18 protein-coding genes and 2 tRNA genes are annotated in these 17657 nt (G+C 64.4%); 12 read left to right on the forward strand and 8 right to left on the reverse strand.

What is annotated here, in order from left to right; all coding sequences use genetic code 11:
* Nucleotides 1–45: 45 nt before the first annotated feature.
* Both P0D96_RS35440 and P0D96_RS35445 read left to right on the forward strand, forming a co-directional pair.
* Nucleotides 46–321, forward strand: coding sequence for a hypothetical protein (locus P0D96_RS35440; protein ID WP_006053283.1), 276 nt, complete (start codon nt 46–48; stop codon nt 319–321).
* A complete protein-coding gene (locus tag P0D96_RS35445; RefSeq protein ID WP_408181057.1) occupies nt 321–806 on the forward strand; it encodes a GNAT family N-acetyltransferase in 486 nt (161 codons plus the stop codon). The genes P0D96_RS35440 and P0D96_RS35445 overlap by 1 nt, the downstream gene beginning before the upstream one ends.
* A 35-nt stretch (nt 807–841) precedes the next feature.
* Here the strand turns inward: P0D96_RS35445 and P0D96_RS35450 are convergent, their stop codons facing one another.
* The 5 genes from P0D96_RS35450 to pncB all read right to left on the reverse strand — a co-directional run bounded on the left by P0D96_RS35450 (nt 842) and on the right by pncB (nt 6825).
* Nucleotides 842–2290: a DNA recombination protein RmuC gene (locus P0D96_RS35450; protein ID WP_408181058.1), complete on the reverse strand. Its 1449-nt coding sequence runs from the start codon at nt 2288–2290 to the stop codon at nt 842–844.
* A complete protein-coding gene (locus tag P0D96_RS35455; RefSeq protein WP_408318310.1) occupies nt 2287–3276 on the reverse strand; it encodes a 2-hydroxyacid dehydrogenase in 990 nt (329 codons plus the stop codon). Before P0D96_RS35455 ends, P0D96_RS35450 begins: the two co-directional genes overlap by 4 nt.
* A gap of 42 nt (nt 3277–3318) precedes the next feature.
* The gene (locus tag P0D96_RS35460) at nt 3319–4749 is read right to left on the reverse strand and encodes a sodium:proton antiporter (RefSeq protein WP_408181060.1); all 1431 of its coding nucleotides are present in this window, start codon (nt 4747–4749) and stop codon (nt 3319–3321) included.
* Between the two features lie 79 nt (nt 4750–4828).
* Nucleotides 4829–5491 (reverse strand): LutC/YkgG family protein, encoded by a 663-nt coding sequence (locus P0D96_RS35465; RefSeq protein WP_408181061.1) that lies wholly within the window; start codon nt 5489–5491, stop codon nt 4829–4831.
* Between the two features lie 137 nt (nt 5492–5628).
* The gene (pncB, locus tag P0D96_RS35470; RefSeq protein ID WP_132373554.1) at nt 5629–6825 is read right to left on the reverse strand and encodes a nicotinate phosphoribosyltransferase; all 1197 of its coding nucleotides are present in this window, start codon (nt 6823–6825) and stop codon (nt 5629–5631) included.
* Between the two features lie 302 nt (nt 6826–7127).
* Between pncB and fdxA the strand changes: the two genes are divergently transcribed.
* The 8 genes from fdxA to P0D96_RS35510 all read left to right on the forward strand — a co-directional run bounded on the left by fdxA (nt 7128) and on the right by P0D96_RS35510 (nt 11735).
* Complete coding sequence (fdxA, locus tag P0D96_RS35475) at nt 7128–7451, forward strand: ferredoxin FdxA (RefSeq protein WP_064268471.1); 324 nt, start codon at nt 7128–7130, stop codon at nt 7449–7451.
* A gap of 116 nt (nt 7452–7567) precedes the next feature.
* Nucleotides 7568–7643, forward strand: a tRNA-Asn gene (locus P0D96_RS35480).
* 77 nt (nt 7644–7720) lie between these two features.
* Nucleotides 7721–7796: transfer RNA gene (locus P0D96_RS35485), tRNA-Asn, on the forward strand.
* Between the two features lie 221 nt (nt 7797–8017).
* Nucleotides 8018–8494 carry a CreA family protein gene (locus tag P0D96_RS35490; protein WP_132373553.1) on the forward strand — a complete coding sequence of 159 codons (477 nt, stop codon included), beginning with the start codon at nt 8018–8020 and terminating at the stop codon, nt 8492–8494.
* Between the two features lie 99 nt (nt 8495–8593).
* A complete protein-coding gene (locus tag P0D96_RS35495) occupies nt 8594–9424 on the forward strand; it encodes a helix-turn-helix transcriptional regulator (RefSeq protein ID WP_408318312.1) in 831 nt (276 codons plus the stop codon).
* A 173-nt stretch (nt 9425–9597) separates the two neighbouring features.
* Nucleotides 9598–10359, forward strand: coding sequence for an AzlC family ABC transporter permease (locus P0D96_RS35500; RefSeq protein WP_408290515.1), 762 nt, complete (start codon nt 9598–9600; stop codon nt 10357–10359).
* The gene (locus tag P0D96_RS35505; RefSeq protein ID WP_408318314.1) at nt 10356–10679 is read left to right on the forward strand and encodes an AzlD domain-containing protein; all 324 of its coding nucleotides are present in this window, start codon (nt 10356–10358) and stop codon (nt 10677–10679) included. The genes P0D96_RS35500 and P0D96_RS35505 overlap by 4 nt, the downstream gene beginning before the upstream one ends.
* Before the next feature lie 285 nt (nt 10680–10964).
* Nucleotides 10965–11735 (forward strand): DUF4088 family protein, encoded by a 771-nt coding sequence (locus P0D96_RS35510; RefSeq protein WP_132373549.1) that lies wholly within the window; start codon nt 10965–10967, stop codon nt 11733–11735.
* A gap of 177 nt (nt 11736–11912) precedes the next feature.
* On the opposite strand, the gene P0D96_RS35515 is transcribed toward P0D96_RS35510, so the two are convergent.
* The 3 genes from P0D96_RS35515 to P0D96_RS35525 form a co-directional block, all read right to left on the reverse strand.
* The gene (locus P0D96_RS35515; protein WP_408318315.1) at nt 11913–14093 is read right to left on the reverse strand and encodes an ATP-dependent helicase; all 2181 of its coding nucleotides are present in this window, start codon (nt 14091–14093) and stop codon (nt 11913–11915) included.
* A 251-nt stretch (nt 14094–14344) separates the two neighbouring features.
* Nucleotides 14345–14608, reverse strand: a complete 264-nt coding sequence (locus P0D96_RS35520; RefSeq protein WP_408290517.1) for a hypothetical protein — start codon at nt 14606–14608, stop codon at nt 14345–14347.
* 99 nt (nt 14609–14707) lie between these two features.
* Entirely contained in the window at nt 14708–15160 is a 453-nt protein-coding gene (locus P0D96_RS35525) for a hypothetical protein (protein WP_132373546.1), read from the reverse strand.
* Between the two features lie 332 nt (nt 15161–15492).
* On the opposite strand from P0D96_RS35525, the gene P0D96_RS35530 reads away from it, so the two are divergent.
* Together P0D96_RS35530 and P0D96_RS35535 are read left to right on the forward strand one after the other, a co-directional pair.
* On the forward strand, nt 15493–15711 hold the full coding sequence (locus P0D96_RS35530) for an RNA-binding S4 domain-containing protein (protein ID WP_011489423.1): 219 nt from the start codon (nt 15493–15495) through the stop codon (nt 15709–15711).
* Between the two features lie 249 nt (nt 15712–15960).
* Nucleotides 15961–17373 carry an MATE family efflux transporter gene (locus P0D96_RS35535; protein ID WP_408181068.1) on the forward strand — a complete coding sequence of 471 codons (1413 nt, stop codon included), beginning with the start codon at nt 15961–15963 and terminating at the stop codon, nt 17371–17373.
* The last annotated feature ends 284 nt before the right edge of the window (nt 17374–17657 follow it).

Raw genomic sequence — 17657 nt, forward strand, 5'->3', positions numbered from 1 at the left:
TCGCAGCTTTACCCATTACCACTACGACACACGGGTTTGACTTACATGAAAAAACAGATCTCGTTCATTGCACCGGGACAGACGGCCAAAGCACTGATCCTCGTGTACCTGACGTTTTCGGTGCCGATCGTGCTGCTGGGCGTACTGGTCGCGTTCGTGCGCTATGGTTCGGTGGAACTGAGCACGGTGTTCAGCGCGCTGCTGCTGAACGCGATTCTCGGTTTCATCCTGCTGTGGATCGCATGTCATGCGTACAACTGGGTGGCGTCGCGCTTCGGCGGCATTGAAATCCAATTGACCGACGCGCCGGAAGAGGCGTAATGCCCGCGACGATCCGCGCCGCCGCGCCCGCGGACACCGGCGCCATCTTCGCGCTGACGTACGAACTCGCGCAATTCGAAAGCCTCACGCATGTCTTCGTCGCGACCGAAGACGGCTTGCGCGACGCGCTGTTCGGCGCACGGCCTTCGATCGAGGCACTGGTAGCGGAGAACGAAGGACGCATCGTCGGCTATGCGCTGTTCTTCCACAATTACTCGAGTTTCGTCGGCAAGCGCGGGCTGTATCTCGAAGACGTCTATGTGCAACCCTCGCAACGGGGTAGCGGTCTCGGCACCGCGCTGTTGCAACGCCTCGCCGCATTGGCGGTGGAACGGCAATGCGGGCGGTTCGAATGGACCGTGCTGGATTGGAACCAGCAGGCCATCAGCTTCTATGAAAAGATGGGCGCCTCTGTCATGCCGGATTGGCGCGTGGTGCGTCTGGCGGGTGAAGCGCTTGAACGGTTGGCGGCTGCAAGCGCCTGAATCGGCGCTGCGACCAAACCGCAAGCCCCACCCCGTTATTGCTCGTCAGGATCCACGCCCGACAGCGCATCGCCGAGCAACCCGCTCGCCTCCTCGCCTGGCAATGCCTCGACGTCGCGCAATCTGCGGCTCATGACGCGCGTGCGCGTCTCCGCCGCTTCGATAGACCGCGTGACGGTTTCCAGTTGCGCCTTCGTCTTCGCCAGCACATCGCCGAATTTGCCGAACTCCGTTTTCACCGCGCCGAGCACCTGCCACACCTCGCTCGACCGCTTCTCGATCGCGAGCGTGCGGAAACCCATCTGCAAGCTATTGAGCAATGCGGTGAGCGTAGTCGGCCCTGCAATCGTCACGCGATAGTCGCGTTGCAGCAGGTCCGTCAGCCCCGGCCGGCGCAACACTTCCGCGTACAGGCCTTCGGTTGGCAGGAACAGCAGCGCGAAGTCCGTGGTGTGCGGCGGCGACACGTACTTTTCCGCAATCGTGCGTGCCTCCGCGCGAATCCGCGCTTCGAGCGCGCGTGATGCTTCTTCCACCGCGACCGGGTCGGCGCGCTCCTGCGCTTCGATCAGACGCTCGTAATCCTCGCGCGGAAACTTGGCGTCGATGGGCAGCCAGACAGGCGTGGCCGCAGCGCCTTGCTCCGCGCGGCCCGGCAGCTTGATCGCAAACTCGACGCGCTCCGCGCTTCTCGGCACTGTCGCAATGTTCTTCGCGTACTGGTCGGCGGTGAGCAGTTGCTCCAGCAGCGCTTCCAACTGCACTTCGCCCCACGTGCCACGCGTCTTCACGTTGGTGAGCACCTTCTTCAGATCGCCGACGCCGGCCGCCAGCGTCTGCATCTCACCCAGGCCGCGGTGCACCTGTTCGAGCCGATCGGAAACCAGCTTGAACGATTCGCCCAGCCGCTGTTCGAGCGTGGCATGCAGCTTTTCGTCGACGGTGCGGCGCATTTCGTCGAGCTTGACCGAGTTGTTCGCCTCGATATCTTTGAGCCGCTGTTCGATGGTCGCGCGCACTTCGGCGAAACGGCGGTCGTTCGCCTCGGTGAGTTGCCCCAGTTGCAGGCTCAGCGTATCGCCGAACTGTTTGAGCGAGCGGCCCTGCTCGTCGCGCGCCTGCTGGGCCTGCGCCTGCAGACTGTGACGCACGGCGTCGAGTTGCTGCGCGAAACCGTCGATCTTGCCGCCCTGCACCGTCGTCATGCTGCTGAACTGCGCGGCCAGCGTCTGCTGAAAATGCGCGAAGCCGCTGCTCTGTTCGGTACGCGACACGCGCGCCGTCTCGGTGATGTCGTTGCGCAGTTGCCGCTCAAGCCGTTCGTAAGCGTGGGCTTGCGCGTCGGCCGTAACGTCCATGCGTTCGTTGAGCAACTCGAACTGCTCGTTGTCCTCCGCGCGGCCATGAGCGCGCATCAGCAAAACCAAAGCGATAACCAATGCGACCGCCAGCACGGCGACGGCCGCCACTAGATACATTGTCATGAACGCGCCTTGCCGATGACGTCGGGGTTGACCGGATTCGGCGGCCGGCCCGCGCGCGGACCTTCACCCAGGCCCGCGATCAGATTGTCCGCGGCGAGATTCGCCATGGCGCGGCGCGTGGCTTCGGTTGCGCTGGCAATGTGCGGCGTGAGCACGACATTCGGCACGCTGAGTAGATCCTGATTCAGATTCGGCTCGCCTTCGAACACATCGAGACCGGCCGCCGCAATCTGCTTGGAGCGCAACGCCTCGACGAGCGCGACGTCGTCGACGATGCCGCCACGCGCGATATTCGTGAGCGTCGCAGTCGGCTTCATCAACGCGAGTTCGGCCGCGCCGATCGTGTGATGGTTCTCCTTCGTGTACGGCAGAACGAGCACGACGTGATCGGCGCGCCGCAACAGGTCCTGCTTCGATGCATACTCGGCGTTCAGCTCGGCCTCGATCTCGGGCGCGACGCGCGAACGGTTGTGATAAATCACCTGCATGTTGAAGCCCTTCGCGCGACGTGCGAGCGCCTGGCCGATGCGGCCCATGCCGATCACGCCGAGCGTCGAGCCGTGCAGATCGCTGCCGAGAAACGCGTCATACGCCCACTTCTGCCATTGGCCCGCGCGCAGCCAGTGTTCCGATTCGGTGATGCGGCGCGCCGCCGCCATCATCAGCGCCCAGCCGAAGTCCGCGGTCGATTCGTTCAGCACGTCCGGCGTATTGGTGCCTAGCACTTTAGCCGCGTTGAAGGCGGCCATGTCGAAGTTGTTGTAGCCCACCGCCATATTCGCCACCACGCGCAGACGCGGCGCCGCCGCGAGTTCGGCCGCGCCGACCGGGTCGCCCGCGGTCAACGCGCCGTCCTTATCCGCGAGACGGCGCGTCAGTTCGTCGGCGGACAATACGTCGCCCCGATTCCAGTCGACGTCGAAATACTGTTTGAGCCGTTCGATCACATCGGGAAAGATCGGACGGGCGACGAGGATCTTCTGCATTGCAATTCTCCGTATAGCGCGTCGAGTTCGATTGCCTCGGCGTCAAAAAAAGAGCCAGCCGGTGACGAGAAAAAGCGGCAACAACACCACGGCGGACCAGCCCAGATAGGCGAAAAAGCCCGGCATGCGAACGCCGCGCGATTCCGCGATTGCCTTCACCATGAAGTTCGGCGCATTGCCGATATAGGTGTTCGCGCCCATGAACACCGCGCCGGCCGAGATCGCCGCGAGCGTGGTGGCGCCGGTGGTCATGAGCGTCTGCGCGTCGCCGCCGGCCAGGTTGAAGAACACGAGGTAGGTCGGCGCGTTGTCGAGAAACGAAGATAGCAGCCCGGTCGCCCAGAAGTACATCAGATCGTGCGGCTGGCCCGACGCGTCGTTGACCAGATGGACGATGCCCGCGAACGCACCCGCCTCGCCGGCGCGCAGAATCGTGATGACCGGCGCGATCGTCACGAAGATGCCGGCGAACAGTTTGGCCACCTCTTCGATCGGCGCCCAGTTGAAGTCGTTGCCCGCGCGAGCCGCGCGCGGCGTGAGCGCCAACGAGAGTAACGTCACACCGATCAGCGCGGCATCGCGCACGGCATTTTGCAAAGCCACGTGCGTGCCGAACACGTCGAACTCCACGCCCGGTTTCCACAGCCCGCTCATCAGTACGAGCGCGATCACGGCGGCGAGCAATACGAAATTGATCTTGCCATCGATGCCGAGCGGCGGCGTGTCGGGCGTCCGATCGAGAAAGCGCGAGCGTTCTTCCTCGCGCCGATGAAAGTAGTACGAGTCCAGCGCATAGAACGCGATCAGCAGCACGCCGCAGACGAACAGCATCGGCAGCGCGAGATGCGTGGTGGTCCAGAAGAAACTCACACCCTGCAGAAAGCCGAGAAAGAGTGGCGGGTCGCCCAGCGGCGAAAGCGAGCCGCCCGCGTTGGCCACCAGGAAGATAAAAAAAACCACCACATGAACGACGTGCTTGCGATTGTCGTTGGCACGCAGCAACGGGCGGATTAGCAACATGGCCGCGCCGGTCGTGCCCATGATGCTCGCGAGCAACGTGCCGAGCGCGAGGATCGCCGTGTTCAGGCGCGGCGTGCCATGCAGATTGCCGCGCACGCAGATGCCGCCCGCCACGGTGTAGAGCGCCATCAGCAACACGATGAACGGAACGTATTCTTCGAGCAGCGCATGAACGAGCGTGCCGAATGCGACGCCGCTACCGTAGCTGAGCGCGAACGGCACGAGAAATACGAGCGCCCAGGCCGCCGCAATCTTGCCGAAGTGGTGATGCCAGAACGCCGGCGCGATCAGCGGAAATACCGCGATCGACAGCAGCACGCCCGCGAACGGCAGCCCCCACAACGCCGACAAAGTCGCGCCGTCGAGCGTGGCGGCCGACGCAAATTGCGGCCAGCCGGCCAGCGTCAATGCAGCCGCGAGCCCCATGCCAGTACAAACGGCACGTCCTTTCATAGAATTGAAGTCCTTGTTATTGCCCGCAGCCGCGCATCGGAGCATGCGTCCCGATGCACCGCCGAGCCGCGCTTGCCGCTCAGGCGCCCTGCACGACGATCACATGCACCCGATAAGGCCCATGCGCGCCCAGCACGATGGTCTGTTCGATATCCCCGGTACGCGAAGGCCCGGAGACGAAATTGACTGCGCGCGGCAGTTCGCCGCGTTCCTTGCGGATTAGTGCGAACGCCTCTTCGTGACCCGAAACGATGCGCGAAGCCGGCACAATGGCAATGTGCGTTTCCGGCAGCAGACCGGCCGACGCATACGTTTCCGGCCCGGACAGCAGCACTAGCGTGCCAGTCTCGGCGGTCGCACAAAAGCAGCCGGTGAGACCGACCACGTCGCCGTCTTGCGGCTTGCGAAATTCGACGATGAGGCCGGCTTCGGCCCATTGCAGATCCTGCAGCGTTTGCCAGGCGATGGCCTGCAGCGGCAACGCATGTTGCGCGAGGTAGCGATGCGCCGCGGCCGGCACGTCGCTCAGTGCTTGCACCGAGTCGACCGTGGTGGCCAATTTCTGCGCTTCTTCGATGAAGCGCGCGACGAGGTCGACCGGCATCTCCGGCCGCGGGCCAGCAGGATGGCGCGCCAGGTAGTCCGCGGCGGCCTCGCGCTCGGAAGCGGACGGCTCCGGCTCACGCCCTTGCGCCGCGCGGATACGCGCCAGGATGTTGCGGCGGGCAATCGATGTGTCCATGTGCGAAATCCTCGTGTCGACAGCCGTGCGATATGGCGAGAATTATACCGGCCGCCCTGCGCGCGAACACCCTGGCCGAACGGGCTATTGCCGCGTGTCGAACACGGGCCTTACGCTATAGCCAGCGACGAACCGCGTTACTTCGCCGCCTCTTCCTCGGGCTGCGCAATGCCGAATACCTGACGCAGATATGCGAGGTAAGCCTTGTCTTCGCACATGTTCTTGCCCGGCGAATCCGACAGCTTCGCCACCGGCTGACCATTGCAGCGAACCATCTTGATGACGATTTGCAACGGGTTGTAGCCGAGGTCGTTGGTCAGATTCGTGCCCACGCCGAACGCGAGCTTGCAGCGGCCGCGGAAGCGCTCATACAGTTGCAGCACCTTGGGAATGTCGAGCGCGTCGGAGAACACGAGGATCTTGGTGCGCGGGTCGCAGCGGTTCGCTTCGTAGTGCTTGAGCAGGCGTTCGCCCCAGTCGAACGGATCGCCGGAATCGTGGCGCGCGCCGTCGAACAGCTTGCAGAAGTACATGTCGAAGTCGCGCAGGAACGCTTCCATGCCGTAGACGTCCGAGAGCGCGATACCCAGGTCGCCACGGTATTCCTTGGCCCACATTTCGAAGCCGAAGATCTGCGAGTCGCGCAATCGCGGACCGAGCGCCTGGCACGCCTGCAGGTATTCGTGCGCCATCGTGCCGAGCGGCGTGAGGCTGTGCTTCATCGCGTAGAAGACGTTGCTGGTGCCGGCGAACTGCTCGCCAAGGCCTTCTTTGAGCTTGAGGATCACTTCCTCGTGCCATTGCTTCGAGAAGCGCCGGCGCGTGCCGTAGTCGGCGATCTTGCAGTCGGCGAATTCCGGACGCGCGCCGAGCAGCTTGATCTTGTCGACGAGACGGCCGCGTCCTTCGCTGTAGTCCGGCTTCTGCTGGGTGTTGCGGAAGTAGACTTCGTTGACGATCGCGAGCATCGGAATCTCGAACAGGATCGTATGCAGCCACGGTCCCTTGATCTCGATGTCGATTTCGCCATTGCCCTTCGGCGACGGTTCGATCGAAATGTATTTCTCGTTCAGATGGAACAGCGCCAGAAACTCGATGAAGTCGCCCTTGATGAAGCGCATGCGCCGCAGGTAGTCGAGTTCGTCGTCGGTGAAGCGCAGCTTGCAGAGCTTGCGCACTTCGTCGCGAATCTCGCCGATATACGGCACGAGATCGACATTCGGCGTACGGCAGCGGAAGCGATACTCCACATTCGCCGCGGGAAAGTGATGCAACACCACTTGCATCATCGTGAACTTGTACAGATCGGTGTCGAGCAGCGAAGTAATAATCATGATGGTGCGAACTGGACTGCGGAAAACGGAAGGCCTGACACGAAAGGCCCGACTCACCCATGCGCGTACGGCACGCCCCGTGCGCGCCGACCTGACGCATGTTACCCGAATGCGCCGGCGTTCAGCGCGCCGGCGGACGCCCGCGCAGCGCGCCCAGGGAAGTCCCAATGCGGACGCCATAAACTAATCACGAAAACGTATAAACGGTCTTGTGCGATGCTGCATGCGCCTCTTGACGTTACGATACAATAGCGCTTTTGGCGTTTCCGCCTCCCCAGATACCGCATGCAGGAGCTGCCTGAATGACTCACGTTGTGACCGAAAGCTGCATCAAGTGCCGCTATACCGACTGTGTCGATGTGTGCCCGGTGGACTGCTTTCGCGAAGGTCCCAACTTCCTCGCGATCGACCCCGATGAATGCATCGACTGCGCCGTGTGCGTGGCCGAGTGCCCGGTGAACGCCATTTATGCCGAGGAAGACGTGCCGGGCGACCAGCAGAACTTCATCGAGCTGAATGCCGATCTCGCGAAGAACTGGCCGAGCATCACCAAGACCAAGGCGCCGCTGCCGGAAGCCGACGAGTTCAAGGACGTGAAGGAAAAGCTCGAGTTGCTCGTACGCTGAGCCTCGCTGTCTGCCGCGTGCGCAGCCGAATTCGAATGAAATCGAGATGAGCACAAGGTATTGACAGGCGCTTAAGCTCCTCCTACAATTTCGTTTCTCTGCTGTTGTTGTTCTGTTCCTCGATAGCTCAGTCGGTAGAGCGCCGGACTGTTAATCCGTAGGTCCCTGGTTCGAGCCCAGGTCGAGGAGCCAAGAATTGCAAAGGCCCGTTAACCAAGACGGGCTTTTTTATGTAGATCAAGTTGTAGTTAATCAAGCTGCACTGCTGTTCCTCGATAGCTCAGTCGGTAGAGCGCCGGACTGTTAATCCGTAGGTCCCTGGTTCGAGCCCAGGTCGAGGAGCCAAAAAATTTTGAAAGGCCCGCATCCGTGCGGGCCTTTTTCTTTTTGCGCGCCGCACGGTTGCCGAGCCATGTCACCGTGGTCGATGCCAAGCTCGCGCCGTTCCAGCGAACCTGTCGCCCGGGAGCATCGGCCCTCTCACCCACCGGCCGTTATACGATGGCGATTTCCTGGCGCACGTCTTGCGCCCAACCCAGGCGCTCAATTTCCGGCAATCCCATCCCATGAAACCCACTTTGTTGCGTATCGCGCTTGCGGCGGCCGCCGCCCTCCTGCTGCCTTCGGCACACAGCGAAGAAGTCGGCAGCGTCAATACCAATTTTCGCGTCACGGGCTCCGATCGCGTAGTCGTCGAGGCCTATGACGATCCCGTGGTTCAAGGCGTGACCTGCTACGTGTCGCGGGCGCGTACCGGCGGCGTCAAGGGTACGCTCGGCATCGCGGAAGACCCCACCGAGGCGTCGATCGCCTGTCGTCAGGTGGGCGAAATCCACTTCACGGGCCCGGTGAAGAAACAGGCTGACGTGTTCTCGGTGAGTATGTCGTTCATCTTCAAGTCGCTGCATGTGGTGCGGGTGGTCGACGCGAAACGCAACTCGCTGGTGTATCTCACCTATAGCGACCGGGTGGTCAGCGGCAGCGCGAAGAACAGCGTAAGCGCCGTGCCGGTGCCGGCCGGAACAACGATCCCCGTCAAGTAGGCGCCGCCCTACGGCAAAACGCAGCCGCCCGACCCATCGGCGCATGAGGCGGCACCGGTCGCGACGCGTTACACTGACCGGTCCAGCCGGACCTTCGCCATGACCGCCGCCCATCGTTTCCAGGATTCCGCCCGCTACTGGCGCACGCCGCTTCTGCCCGGCGCGGACCTGCTCACGGCCGAATATCACGATCACGAGTTCACGCCGCATTGGCACGACGCGTACACGATTCCGGTGATCGTGGCGGGCGCCGAGGGTTACCGGTATCTCGGTTCCGACTATGTCGCCGAGGCCGGCAGCGTGCCGATCATCAATCCCGGCGAGTTGCACACCGGCTCGAAGGCGGTCGATGCGGGCTGGCGGTATCGCGTGATGTATGCGCCGGTGGACTTCATCCACGCCCTCGCCGACGAAGTCAGCGGCAAGCCGCAGGCCTTGCCGTGGTTCGCGCCCGGCGTGATCCGCGACCCGGATCTGGCCGCGCGGCTGGCGCGCGCGCATCGTCTGCTGGAAGCGGGCGACGACGCGCTCGCTGCCGAGGCCGCCATGCTCGACGCCTTGTCCACGCTGCTGGTGCGCTACGCGCAAACGCAGCCGGCGCATTCGCGCCTCGCCCCCGACGACACTCGCGTGGCGATCATGCAGGAGCGCCTGACGGGCGACCTCGTCGAGCCGGTCACGCTCGCTGAAGTGGCGCAGGCGGCGGGACTCTCGCCGTTCCACGCAGCGCGTCTTTTCACCCAAACGACCGGTCTGCCGCCCCACGCGTGGCGCAACCAGGTGCGCTTGCAGCGCGCGCTCGCGCCACTGCGCGCCGGCGTTTCCGTCACTGATGTCGCCGCCGCCAGCGGCTTCACCGACCAGAGCCATTTCACGCGACACTTCCGGCGCATGTTCGGCGTGCCGCCGGGACGCTGGCAAGGCGTTTGACGGGGTGCTGACGCACGGGTTGTTTGCAACCTCTGCGTGCCACGCTACGTGCTCATTCCGGCGCAAGATACGGCCTGGCGCCCACGCTCCCGCATCAAACCACCCCCATCCGCAAGAACGTACAAGCCCCGCCCGGCCGCCGCCGCTATGCTTCCCGAATCAAGGAGGCTAGATTGACCCATTCCACCGCAGGCCAGCCCACGAGCGCAGGCCATTTCAAAGAGTTCACCGCCGGCGCGCGCGACATTATTCCGATGATGGTCGGCGCGGCGCCTTTCGGCGTCATTTTCGGCACCCTCGTCGCATCCGGCCCGCTGCATCTATGGCACGGCCAGTTGATGTCGCTCGTCGTGTTCGCCGGCTCCGCGCAGTTCATCGCGCTCGGCCTGATCGCCGGACACGCGAGTTTCGCCGTGATCTGGGCGACCACGCTCGTCGTCAATCTGCGGCACGTGCTGTACAGCGCGACGCTCGCGCCGCACGTCGCGCATCTGCCCACCCGCTGGCGCTGGGTGCTCGGCGCGCTGCTCACGGACGAAGTCTTCGCCGTCGCGTGGGAGCACTATCGGCATCGCGAACCCGGCACGGTCGGCCCGCACTACTTCTTCGGCGCCGGCTTGGCCATGTACCTGAACTGGCAGCTCTGGACCGTCGCCGGCCTGCTGTTCGGCGCGGCTTTCCCGGGCCTGCAATCGCTCGGCCTCGATTTCGCCATGGTCGCCACCTTCATCGCGATCGTCGTGCCGCAACTCGTCGCGCTGCGCTATATTGCGGCGGCCGTCACCGCGGGCACGCTGGCCTTCTTCTGGCAGGCGTGGCCGTACAAGCTCGGGTTGCTCGGCGCGGTGTTCGCCGGCGTGGCGATTGGCGTCCTGCTTTCGACGTCGCGGCCCAACCTGCGCGGCACGGGCAAAACTGCGGAGGCGTCGCGATGAACTACGTCGTCCTGATTCTCGGCATGGCGGCCATCACGTGGGTGATTCGCGCCGCCGTCTTTGTGCTCGGCGACCGGTTGGTGTTTCCGCCGCTCGTGCGCACCGCCCTCGGCTTCGTGCCGGTCACCGTGCTGACCGCGATCATCGTGCCGATGGCGGTTTCGCCGCACGGCAGCGACGCCGAGCTGACGTGGCGCAATCCGCAACTGGTCGGCGCGCTGGCTGCGGTGCTTGTCAGCGCGTTGACGCGGCGGCCGCTTCTGACCATCGCCGTCGGCCTGACCGTGTTTTTTATCTGGCAATGCGTCGTGCTCAAATAGGCGCACGCCGCTTTCATGCCGGCATCGGCGTCGTCCGGCTCGCGCCACCCGCGCGCAAGCACGGCGACGCTTCCCTCTAAAGCGGGCGCCCGCCGCCCCGTGCTCCCTTAAGTTTCCCGTCAATCCGCCGTTATGCAGTCGAGGTCCGCTCGTCGGGATACGTCCCGCTGGTTACGCGGCATCAGGCAGGAATCAAGCGCGCCGGCATCGAACGCCGCGCCTCCCAGGGCCCGCGTGGCCGGGCGGCGTGGCGAGGCCGCGCGGCAGGACCAAACGGGATAACACATGGGTCAAATCACCCTCACGCTCAAAGACGAGACCATCGCGACACTGCGCAAGGATTTCGACGCTTTTCTGCGGGTATCGCTGAAGCTCGATCCGCAGTTCGCGACGCCGTCGTTTGAGGATTTTTTGCGCGCCAAGCTGCTCGACAATATGGTGCCGCTGACCGAACACGCGGTTCAGCGGATGTTGCAGGGCGGCCAGTACGCCTGGGCTAAACGCACGCTGGACAAGGAGTTTCCGGATGTCGTCGCGATTCTGATGCGACAGGCGGGCGAGTTCGGCTTCGGCTTCGCGGCCCGCTCGGAATGGACGCCGGAAGAACTCGCCAAGCAGTGCCGCGACTGGGCGGCGGCGATCGTCAAGGAAGCGGAAGGCGACGCCGTGCTGATCGACCCGCTCGCGGCGCAGATCAAGAGCGCGGCGCAGGACATTCAGGCGCTCGAGGAAGTCATGCAGACGCCGGCGTGGCGGCTGGTGGAATCGCTGCGTCAGCGCGTCTACGAGGCCAAGGTGGCGTGCGAAACGAGCGTGGGTAGCACCGCGCGCGAAAAGCTCGGCGAACTGCGCGGGCTGCTGCGGCTCGGCATTTCGCACGGCTCGTTCCAGAAGCAGGAAGCGCAGCAGATCATGGAGTTCCTGCGCCTGCTCAAGCCGGAGATTTTCGTGGAAGAGCCGTACGATGTGTTTTCGCGGATGGCGGCCTGGCTGCGTAATTTCTTCGTGCCGCCGCGTCCGGCGCCGCAGCAACAGCAGCAACGGCAGTCGCGCTGACGCTAAAGACCCTCGAAAACCTCTACAGAGTCACCGGAAGCCAACGGCGGCGACCCGCCGCCGCTCAAGAGACGTATCGCCTACCAACGGACCAGGCCAACGGTCTTCACCCGCGTCCGTTGCTCGACGTTGATCGCGTTACCGCTGTCACGCACGGGAGCGCGCGCCGTCGCGCTCTTAATCCCACATCTTCCTGAGTTTCGCCCCGATTTCGATCTTCGCCTGCGCCGCCGCGGCCAGCCCGGCCGCCGTGGGCGCGCTCGGAACCAGCACGCGCGGCCATGCATAGGCGTCGAAGAGCGGCATCAGATGCGCGGGAATGAAGCGCGTACGCGACGCCCACACGTGACGATCGCCCATATGCGTCTGGTTCTGCACGTAAAAGCGCTGCGGCACGACGATATGCAAGTCCTCTTTCGCGCGCGTCATCGCCACGTAGAGGAGGCGCCGCTCCTCGTCGATTTCCTCTTCGCTGCCGGTGCCGAGATCGGACGGAATGCAGCCGTCCACGCCGTTCAGCACGAACACGTTGCGCCACTCCTGCCCCTTCGCCGAATGGATCGTGGAGAGGATCAGGTAGTCTTCGTCGATGAGCGGCACACCGGATTCGTCGCTGGTGGCGTCGGGTGGATCGAGCGTCAACTCGGTCAGAAAGCGTTCACGCGATGGATACGTGCCCGCGATGCTCTCCATCTGCAACACGTCCGCATGACGGATCGCCGCGTCCTCGTGATTGCGCTCGAGATGCGGCTCGTACCAGCGCCGCACCATTTCGAACTCGGCGGGCCACGGCGTCTGGCGCGCGTACACGCTCGACATCAGCTTGACGAACGGATGCCAGTCTTCTTGTGCGCGAGCCGGCGCGGTGAAGGCGGCCAATGCGCCGCCGGCGGTGTCGGCGGGATTGCCGCTGCCCGCGCGAGCGACGATCTCGTCGAGCACCTTCGCCGCGGTGGCCGGCCCGACGCCCGGCAGCAACTGCACGACGCGAAAGCCGGCGACGCGGTCGCGCGGATTTTCCGCCCAGCGCAGCACGGCGAGCACGTCTTTCACGTGCACCGAATCAAGAAACTTCAACCCGCCGAACTTCACGAACGGAATGTTGCGCCGGGTCAGTTCGATCTCCAGCGCGGCGCTGTGATGCGCGGCGCGGAACAGCACCGCCTGCGACTTGAGCTTCATGCCCTGTTCGCGCGCTTCCAGCACTTGCTCGACGATGTAGCGTGCCTGGTCGGCTTCGTCGGCGACGGTCACGAGACGCGGGCGCTGCGCCGACGCCTTGTCGGTCCACAAATTCTTCGTGTAGCGCTCGCTGGCCAGTTCGATCACCGCGTTCGACGCCGCCAGGATCGGCGCGGTCGAGCGGTAATTGCGCTCGAGCGTGACCTGTTTGGCCGGTGGATCGAAGTGCGCGGGGAAATCGAGAATGTTGCGCACGGTCGCGCCGCGAAACGAATAGATCGACTGGGCGTCGTCGCCGACCACGGTCAGGCCGCGGCCGTCCGGCTTCAACGCGAGCAGGATCGACGCCTGCAAGCGGTTGGTGTCCTGATATTCGTCGATCAGTACGTGGTCGAAGCGCGCCGACAAGTCGGCGGCGATTCCCGGCTCGGCGGCCATGTGCGACCAGTAGAGCAGCAGGTCGTCGTAGTCGAGCACGCTCTGTTTCTGTTTCGCCTCGACGTAGGCCGCGAACAGCATGCGCAGATCGGCCTCCCATTCACGGCACCACGGGAACGCCTTGTCGAGCACCTGGCCGAGCGACGCGCCGGTGTTCACGACGCGCGAGTAAATCGCAAAGCACGTGCTCTTGGCCGGGAAACGCCGCTCTTTCGCCGACAAGCCGAGTTCGTGGCGCACGAGGTTCATCAGGTCGGCGGAATCCTCGCGGTCGTTGATCGTGAAGGCCGGCGCGAGGCCGATCAGATCCGCGTACTCGCGCAACAGCCGCGCGCCGACGCTATGGAAGGTGCCCGACCACGTCAGTCCTTGCGCCAACGCGGCTCGCGAACCGAGCGCCGCGCCGGCGATGCGTGTGACGCGCCGGGTCATTTCGAGCGCCGCGCGGCGCGAAAAGGTCAGCAGCAGGATGCGGCGCGGATCGGCGCCCTTCACCACCAGATTGGCGACCCGGTGCGCGAGCGTGTTGGTCTTGCCGGAACCGGCGCCCGCGATCACCAGTAGCGCGCCGAGCGGCGCGGTGGGCGTGTCGGCGCCGTAGTCGACGGCTTCGCGCTGCGCGTCGTTGAGCTTCGCCAGCCAGGCGGCGGTGTCGGACGTCGGGGACGTCGGGGACGTCGGGGACGGCGGGGACGTCGGGGACGGCGAGGGAGGCGCGGATTCGGCGACTGAGAGCACGATTGATTTGGGCGTTGGATGGATTCAGAGCGGCGACGCATACTGTATATCCATACAACTAGCGCAGACAAGCGACCCTTTTTTAGCCGCACGCCCTGTCTGCATTTTCAAGCGGCCGCACGGGCGAAGACCAGCGCAAAAAGAATGGCCCGTCGCACGAATGCGCACGGGCCATCTTTTGCCGGCAGAACATCGCGAGACGTTCATGCGCCCCGCGTCTGCCGCTGCCGCTGCCGCTGCCGCCAAGCCTGCTATTGCTTCTTCGCGTCCTTCACATTAGCGTCGGCGCTGGCCTTGTCGGCGTCGGCCTGCGCATCGGTCTTCTTCTTGTCGGCCTTGGCCTGCGCGACGGACGCCTTCTTGTCCGCCTTCGATTGTTCCTTGGCCGCCTTCTTGTCGGCATGGGTAACCGGCGCCGCGGCCGGATCGCTAGCCTGCGCGAACGCACCCGACGACAGGCAACCCGCGATCAACGCGGCGACAAGCGTGGTCTTCGTGGACTGGGTAATGCTCATGCGATACCTCCGTTGAAACGAGATGCCCGGACCTGAAAATCCGTCAAAGCGGCCGCGGCGGCAAAGCGCGCCGCCACGCCGCTTGATCAAAACTCGGCCTTAGTGCTTGACGTCGGCGCCGTCCGACTGGTCGCCCGTCTGGCCTTGCATGTTCATCTTCATCTCGTTGTTGGCGGTCTGCTTATCCGCCTTCTGGTTGATCTTGGCGTCGCGCACCTGTTCCTTGTACTGAACCTTGGCGGCCTTCTGCTGATCCTTGAGCTCCGCCTTGGATGCCTTCTTCGACGCACGATATTCGGCGTTAGCCTTCGCATTGGCGTCGCGCTTCTGCACCAGCGGATCGGTCGAGCCCGACGCCGTCAGACGCGTCGGCGGCGGCGTCACCGGCTGCACGCCCTGCGCGGCAGGGGCGGTCGCGGTATCGGCGCCTTGCATCTGAACCTGCGGCTGGCCGTCCGTACCCGCTGCCGGTTGCGCGGTCTGCGCAAGCGCGGCCGTGGAAGCAAGAGCCGTAAGGGCGGTACCGATCAGAAGTGTACGAATCTGGGTCATGGCTAATCCTCTCTAAAGTTGTTGTGACGCGGGCGACCTGTCCGGCGCTGCGCATTTGAGCCGCTGCATTTGCGTCACTGCATGAGCGCGCTCTGCGTGCCTCGCCCGGTATGCTTGCTGCCAGATAAAAATCCAGCAGGCTTTCCCTGCTGATCTGCACTTTACGAGTGAAGTTCGTGTTTTACGACCGTCGTTACGGAACGTTTCACTTTCTGACAATCGCATAACATCTGCTTGCAGATGCTCACACGACGACGGCGCACACCGCGAACTTCATCCAGGGCAAGCTTCTGGCTTATGATGCGAACCCTTTGCCTGAAGGTGCAAACGCCATGCCCAACCTCGATTTCACGCTCACCGGCGACTACGTCGAACTGCACAATCTCCTGAAGATAACGGGGCTGGCGGACAGCGGCGGGTCGGCAAAAATGATGGTCGCGGACGGTGCGGTCACCGTCGACGGCCGGGTCGAAACGCGTAAAACCTGCAAGATCCGCGCGGGTCAGGTTGTGCTGCTCGGCGATACGCGGATCGCAGTCCACGAGGCTTGACACGCGGCCCGTCGCCCGCAGTCCGAAAACTCGGAGCAACGTGCGCACCAAAATCGTGCCTCTTCCATCGACATCGCCGCGCCCAAGCAATAAGCTGTCAGTTTCGACAAACAAACAATCGGCTGACATACCCGGCTGGCGCCTGCCTCATGCATTCGCCGAGGCTCATCGAGCCGCCGCCCTCGCCTCCGCCCGCGCGCTCGTCGCGCCCGCCGTCGCGCTGTCGCCACTTCCGCCGCCAAGCGCTCCATGACTCAATCCGGCATCACCCGGGTGGCCGCCCGGCCGCCGACCCTGACCCGCCACGCGGCGGATACCGCGCGGCTCGCCGCGCCGCTCGCCATCGCGCAACTCTCGCAAATGGCGATGGGCGTCACCGACACGATCCTGCTCGGCTCGCTCGGCCCCGACGCGCTCGCGGCCGGCGGCCTCGGCGCGAACCTGTTTTTCGTGGTGGTCACGCTGCTGCAAGGCGTGTTGACCTCGGTCAGCGTGAGCGTGTCGCACGCGCGCGGCGCTCAGGACGAAGGCCGCGTGCCGCACATCTACTGGACCGGCTTTGTGCTGTCCGTGCTGCTGTCGGTGCCGGCGTTCTTCCTGCTCTCGTTCGCCACGCCGATCCTGCTCGCTTTCGGCGAACCTGCGCTGCTCGCGCGCAACGTCGGCGAATATGCGGCGGTGCTGCGCTGGGGCGCGCTCGGCAGCCTGATCGGGGTCGGCCTGATGCGCTCTTTCCTGCCGGCGATCGGCGCGGCCAAACGGCTGTTGTGGGTGTCGCTGGTGAGCGTCGGCGTGAACGGTTTTCTCAATTACGGCCTGATCCACGGCGCTTATGGCCTGCCGCGGCTCGGTTTTCTCGGCTCGGCTGCCGCGACCTCGATCACCGTCTGGTTGAGCGCGCTCGTGTTGATGGCGCTGTTGCATTTGCGCCCGCGCTATCGCCATTTCGTCGTCGCCACGCGGCCCGACGTGCCGCTGATGGGCGAACTGTTCGGCATCGGCTGGCCGGTCGCGATCACCTACGGCGTAGAGTCGACGCTCTTTCTCGCCACCGGCCTGATGGTCGGCCTGCTAGGCGAGTCGCAACTGGCCGCGCATCAGATTGCGTTGAACGTGGCCTCAGTGGCCTTCATGGTGCCGCTCGCGATCGGCCAGGCGGCCAACGTGCGCGTCGGCTTCTGGTCCGGCGCCGGCCAGCCGCTCGCCGCGCGCCACGCCGGTTTTGTCGCGCTCGCGCTCGGCGTCGCTTTCATGACGCTGTCGGGCCTCGTGCTGATCGCCGCGCCGCACTGGATCGTCGGCCTCTATCTGCATCTCGACGATCCGGCCAACGCTGCCACGGTCACGCTCGCGAGTTCGCTGCTCGGCGTGGCGGCGATCTTCCAGATCGTCGATGGCATGCAGACGGTCGGCTCGGGCTGTCTGCGCGGCCTGAAAGACACCCGCGTACCGATGATCGCCGCCGCCTTCGGCTACTGGGTGATCGGTTTTCCGACCGGCTACACGCTGGCGTTTCACTTCGGCCTCGGCGCGCGCGGTTTGTGGTGGGGACTCGCGGCCGGCCTCGCGAGCGTCGCGCTGCTGATGACGCTGCGCTTTCATAAACTGAGCTTGCGGCGCGTGCCGGCCACCTCTGGCGTGTCGCCGGTTAAATCCGCCTGAAGCCGAGCTTGAGGCGCGGATTCGCCACGCCGCCGGGCAAACGCGTTCAAAGCTGAACTAGCGCCGCTGGTCTCATCATGCGCGGCGCGCCGCCTGCCACATCGGTTTGAAGTCGCACTTGTAGCGCATCCCACTGCGGCCAGCACGGCGCCGGGCAAACGCGTTCAAAGCTGAACCAACGCCGCAGTCCACCCACGCTCGCCACACCGCCCGCCAATTCCGTTTGAACGATGCCCGGCTGGTTGCACGCGCAACCATCGGCGCACGGGAAATACGCCGCGAAC

This window comes from Paraburkholderia sp. RL17-347-BIC-D, from assembly GCF_046027915.1.
Taxonomy (GTDB): domain Bacteria; phylum Pseudomonadota; class Gammaproteobacteria; order Burkholderiales; family Burkholderiaceae; genus Paraburkholderia.

Excerpts from the sequence above, each read along its gene's own strand:
- P0D96_RS35440 (WP_006053283.1), top strand. The coding sequence starts at position 46 with ATGAAAAAACAGATCTCGTTCATTGCACCGGGACAGACGGCCAAAGCA.
- P0D96_RS35445 (WP_408181057.1), top strand. The coding sequence starts at position 321 with ATGCCCGCGACGATCCGCGCCGCCGCGCCCGCGGACACCGGCGCCATC.
- P0D96_RS35450 (WP_408181058.1), bottom strand. The coding sequence starts at position 2,290 with ATGACAATGTATCTAGTGGCGGCCGTCGCCGTGCTGGCGGTCGCATTG.
- P0D96_RS35455 (WP_408318310.1), bottom strand. The coding sequence starts at position 3,276 with ATGCAGAAGATCCTCGTCGCCCGTCCGATCTTTCCCGATGTGATCGAA.
- P0D96_RS35460 (WP_408181060.1), bottom strand. The coding sequence starts at position 4,749 with ATGAAAGGACGTGCCGTTTGTACTGGCATGGGGCTCGCGGCTGCATTG.
- P0D96_RS35465 (WP_408181061.1), bottom strand. The coding sequence starts at position 5,491 with ATGGACACATCGATTGCCCGCCGCAACATCCTGGCGCGTATCCGCGCG.
- pncB (WP_132373554.1), bottom strand. The coding sequence starts at position 6,825 with ATGATTATTACTTCGCTGCTCGACACCGATCTGTACAAGTTCACGATG.
- fdxA (WP_064268471.1), top strand. The coding sequence starts at position 7,128 with ATGACTCACGTTGTGACCGAAAGCTGCATCAAGTGCCGCTATACCGAC.
- P0D96_RS35490 (WP_132373553.1), top strand. The coding sequence starts at position 8,018 with ATGAAACCCACTTTGTTGCGTATCGCGCTTGCGGCGGCCGCCGCCCTC.
- P0D96_RS35495 (WP_408318312.1), top strand. The coding sequence starts at position 8,594 with ATGACCGCCGCCCATCGTTTCCAGGATTCCGCCCGCTACTGGCGCACG.
- P0D96_RS35505 (WP_408318314.1), top strand. The coding sequence starts at position 10,356 with ATGAACTACGTCGTCCTGATTCTCGGCATGGCGGCCATCACGTGGGTG.
- P0D96_RS35510 (WP_132373549.1), top strand. The coding sequence starts at position 10,965 with ATGGGTCAAATCACCCTCACGCTCAAAGACGAGACCATCGCGACACTG.
- P0D96_RS35520 (WP_408290517.1), bottom strand. The coding sequence starts at position 14,608 with ATGAGCATTACCCAGTCCACGAAGACCACGCTTGTCGCCGCGTTGATC.
- P0D96_RS35525 (WP_132373546.1), bottom strand. The coding sequence starts at position 15,160 with ATGACCCAGATTCGTACACTTCTGATCGGTACCGCCCTTACGGCTCTT.
- P0D96_RS35530 (WP_011489423.1), top strand. The coding sequence starts at position 15,493 with ATGCCCAACCTCGATTTCACGCTCACCGGCGACTACGTCGAACTGCAC.
- P0D96_RS35535 (WP_408181068.1), top strand. The coding sequence starts at position 15,961 with ATGACTCAATCCGGCATCACCCGGGTGGCCGCCCGGCCGCCGACCCTG.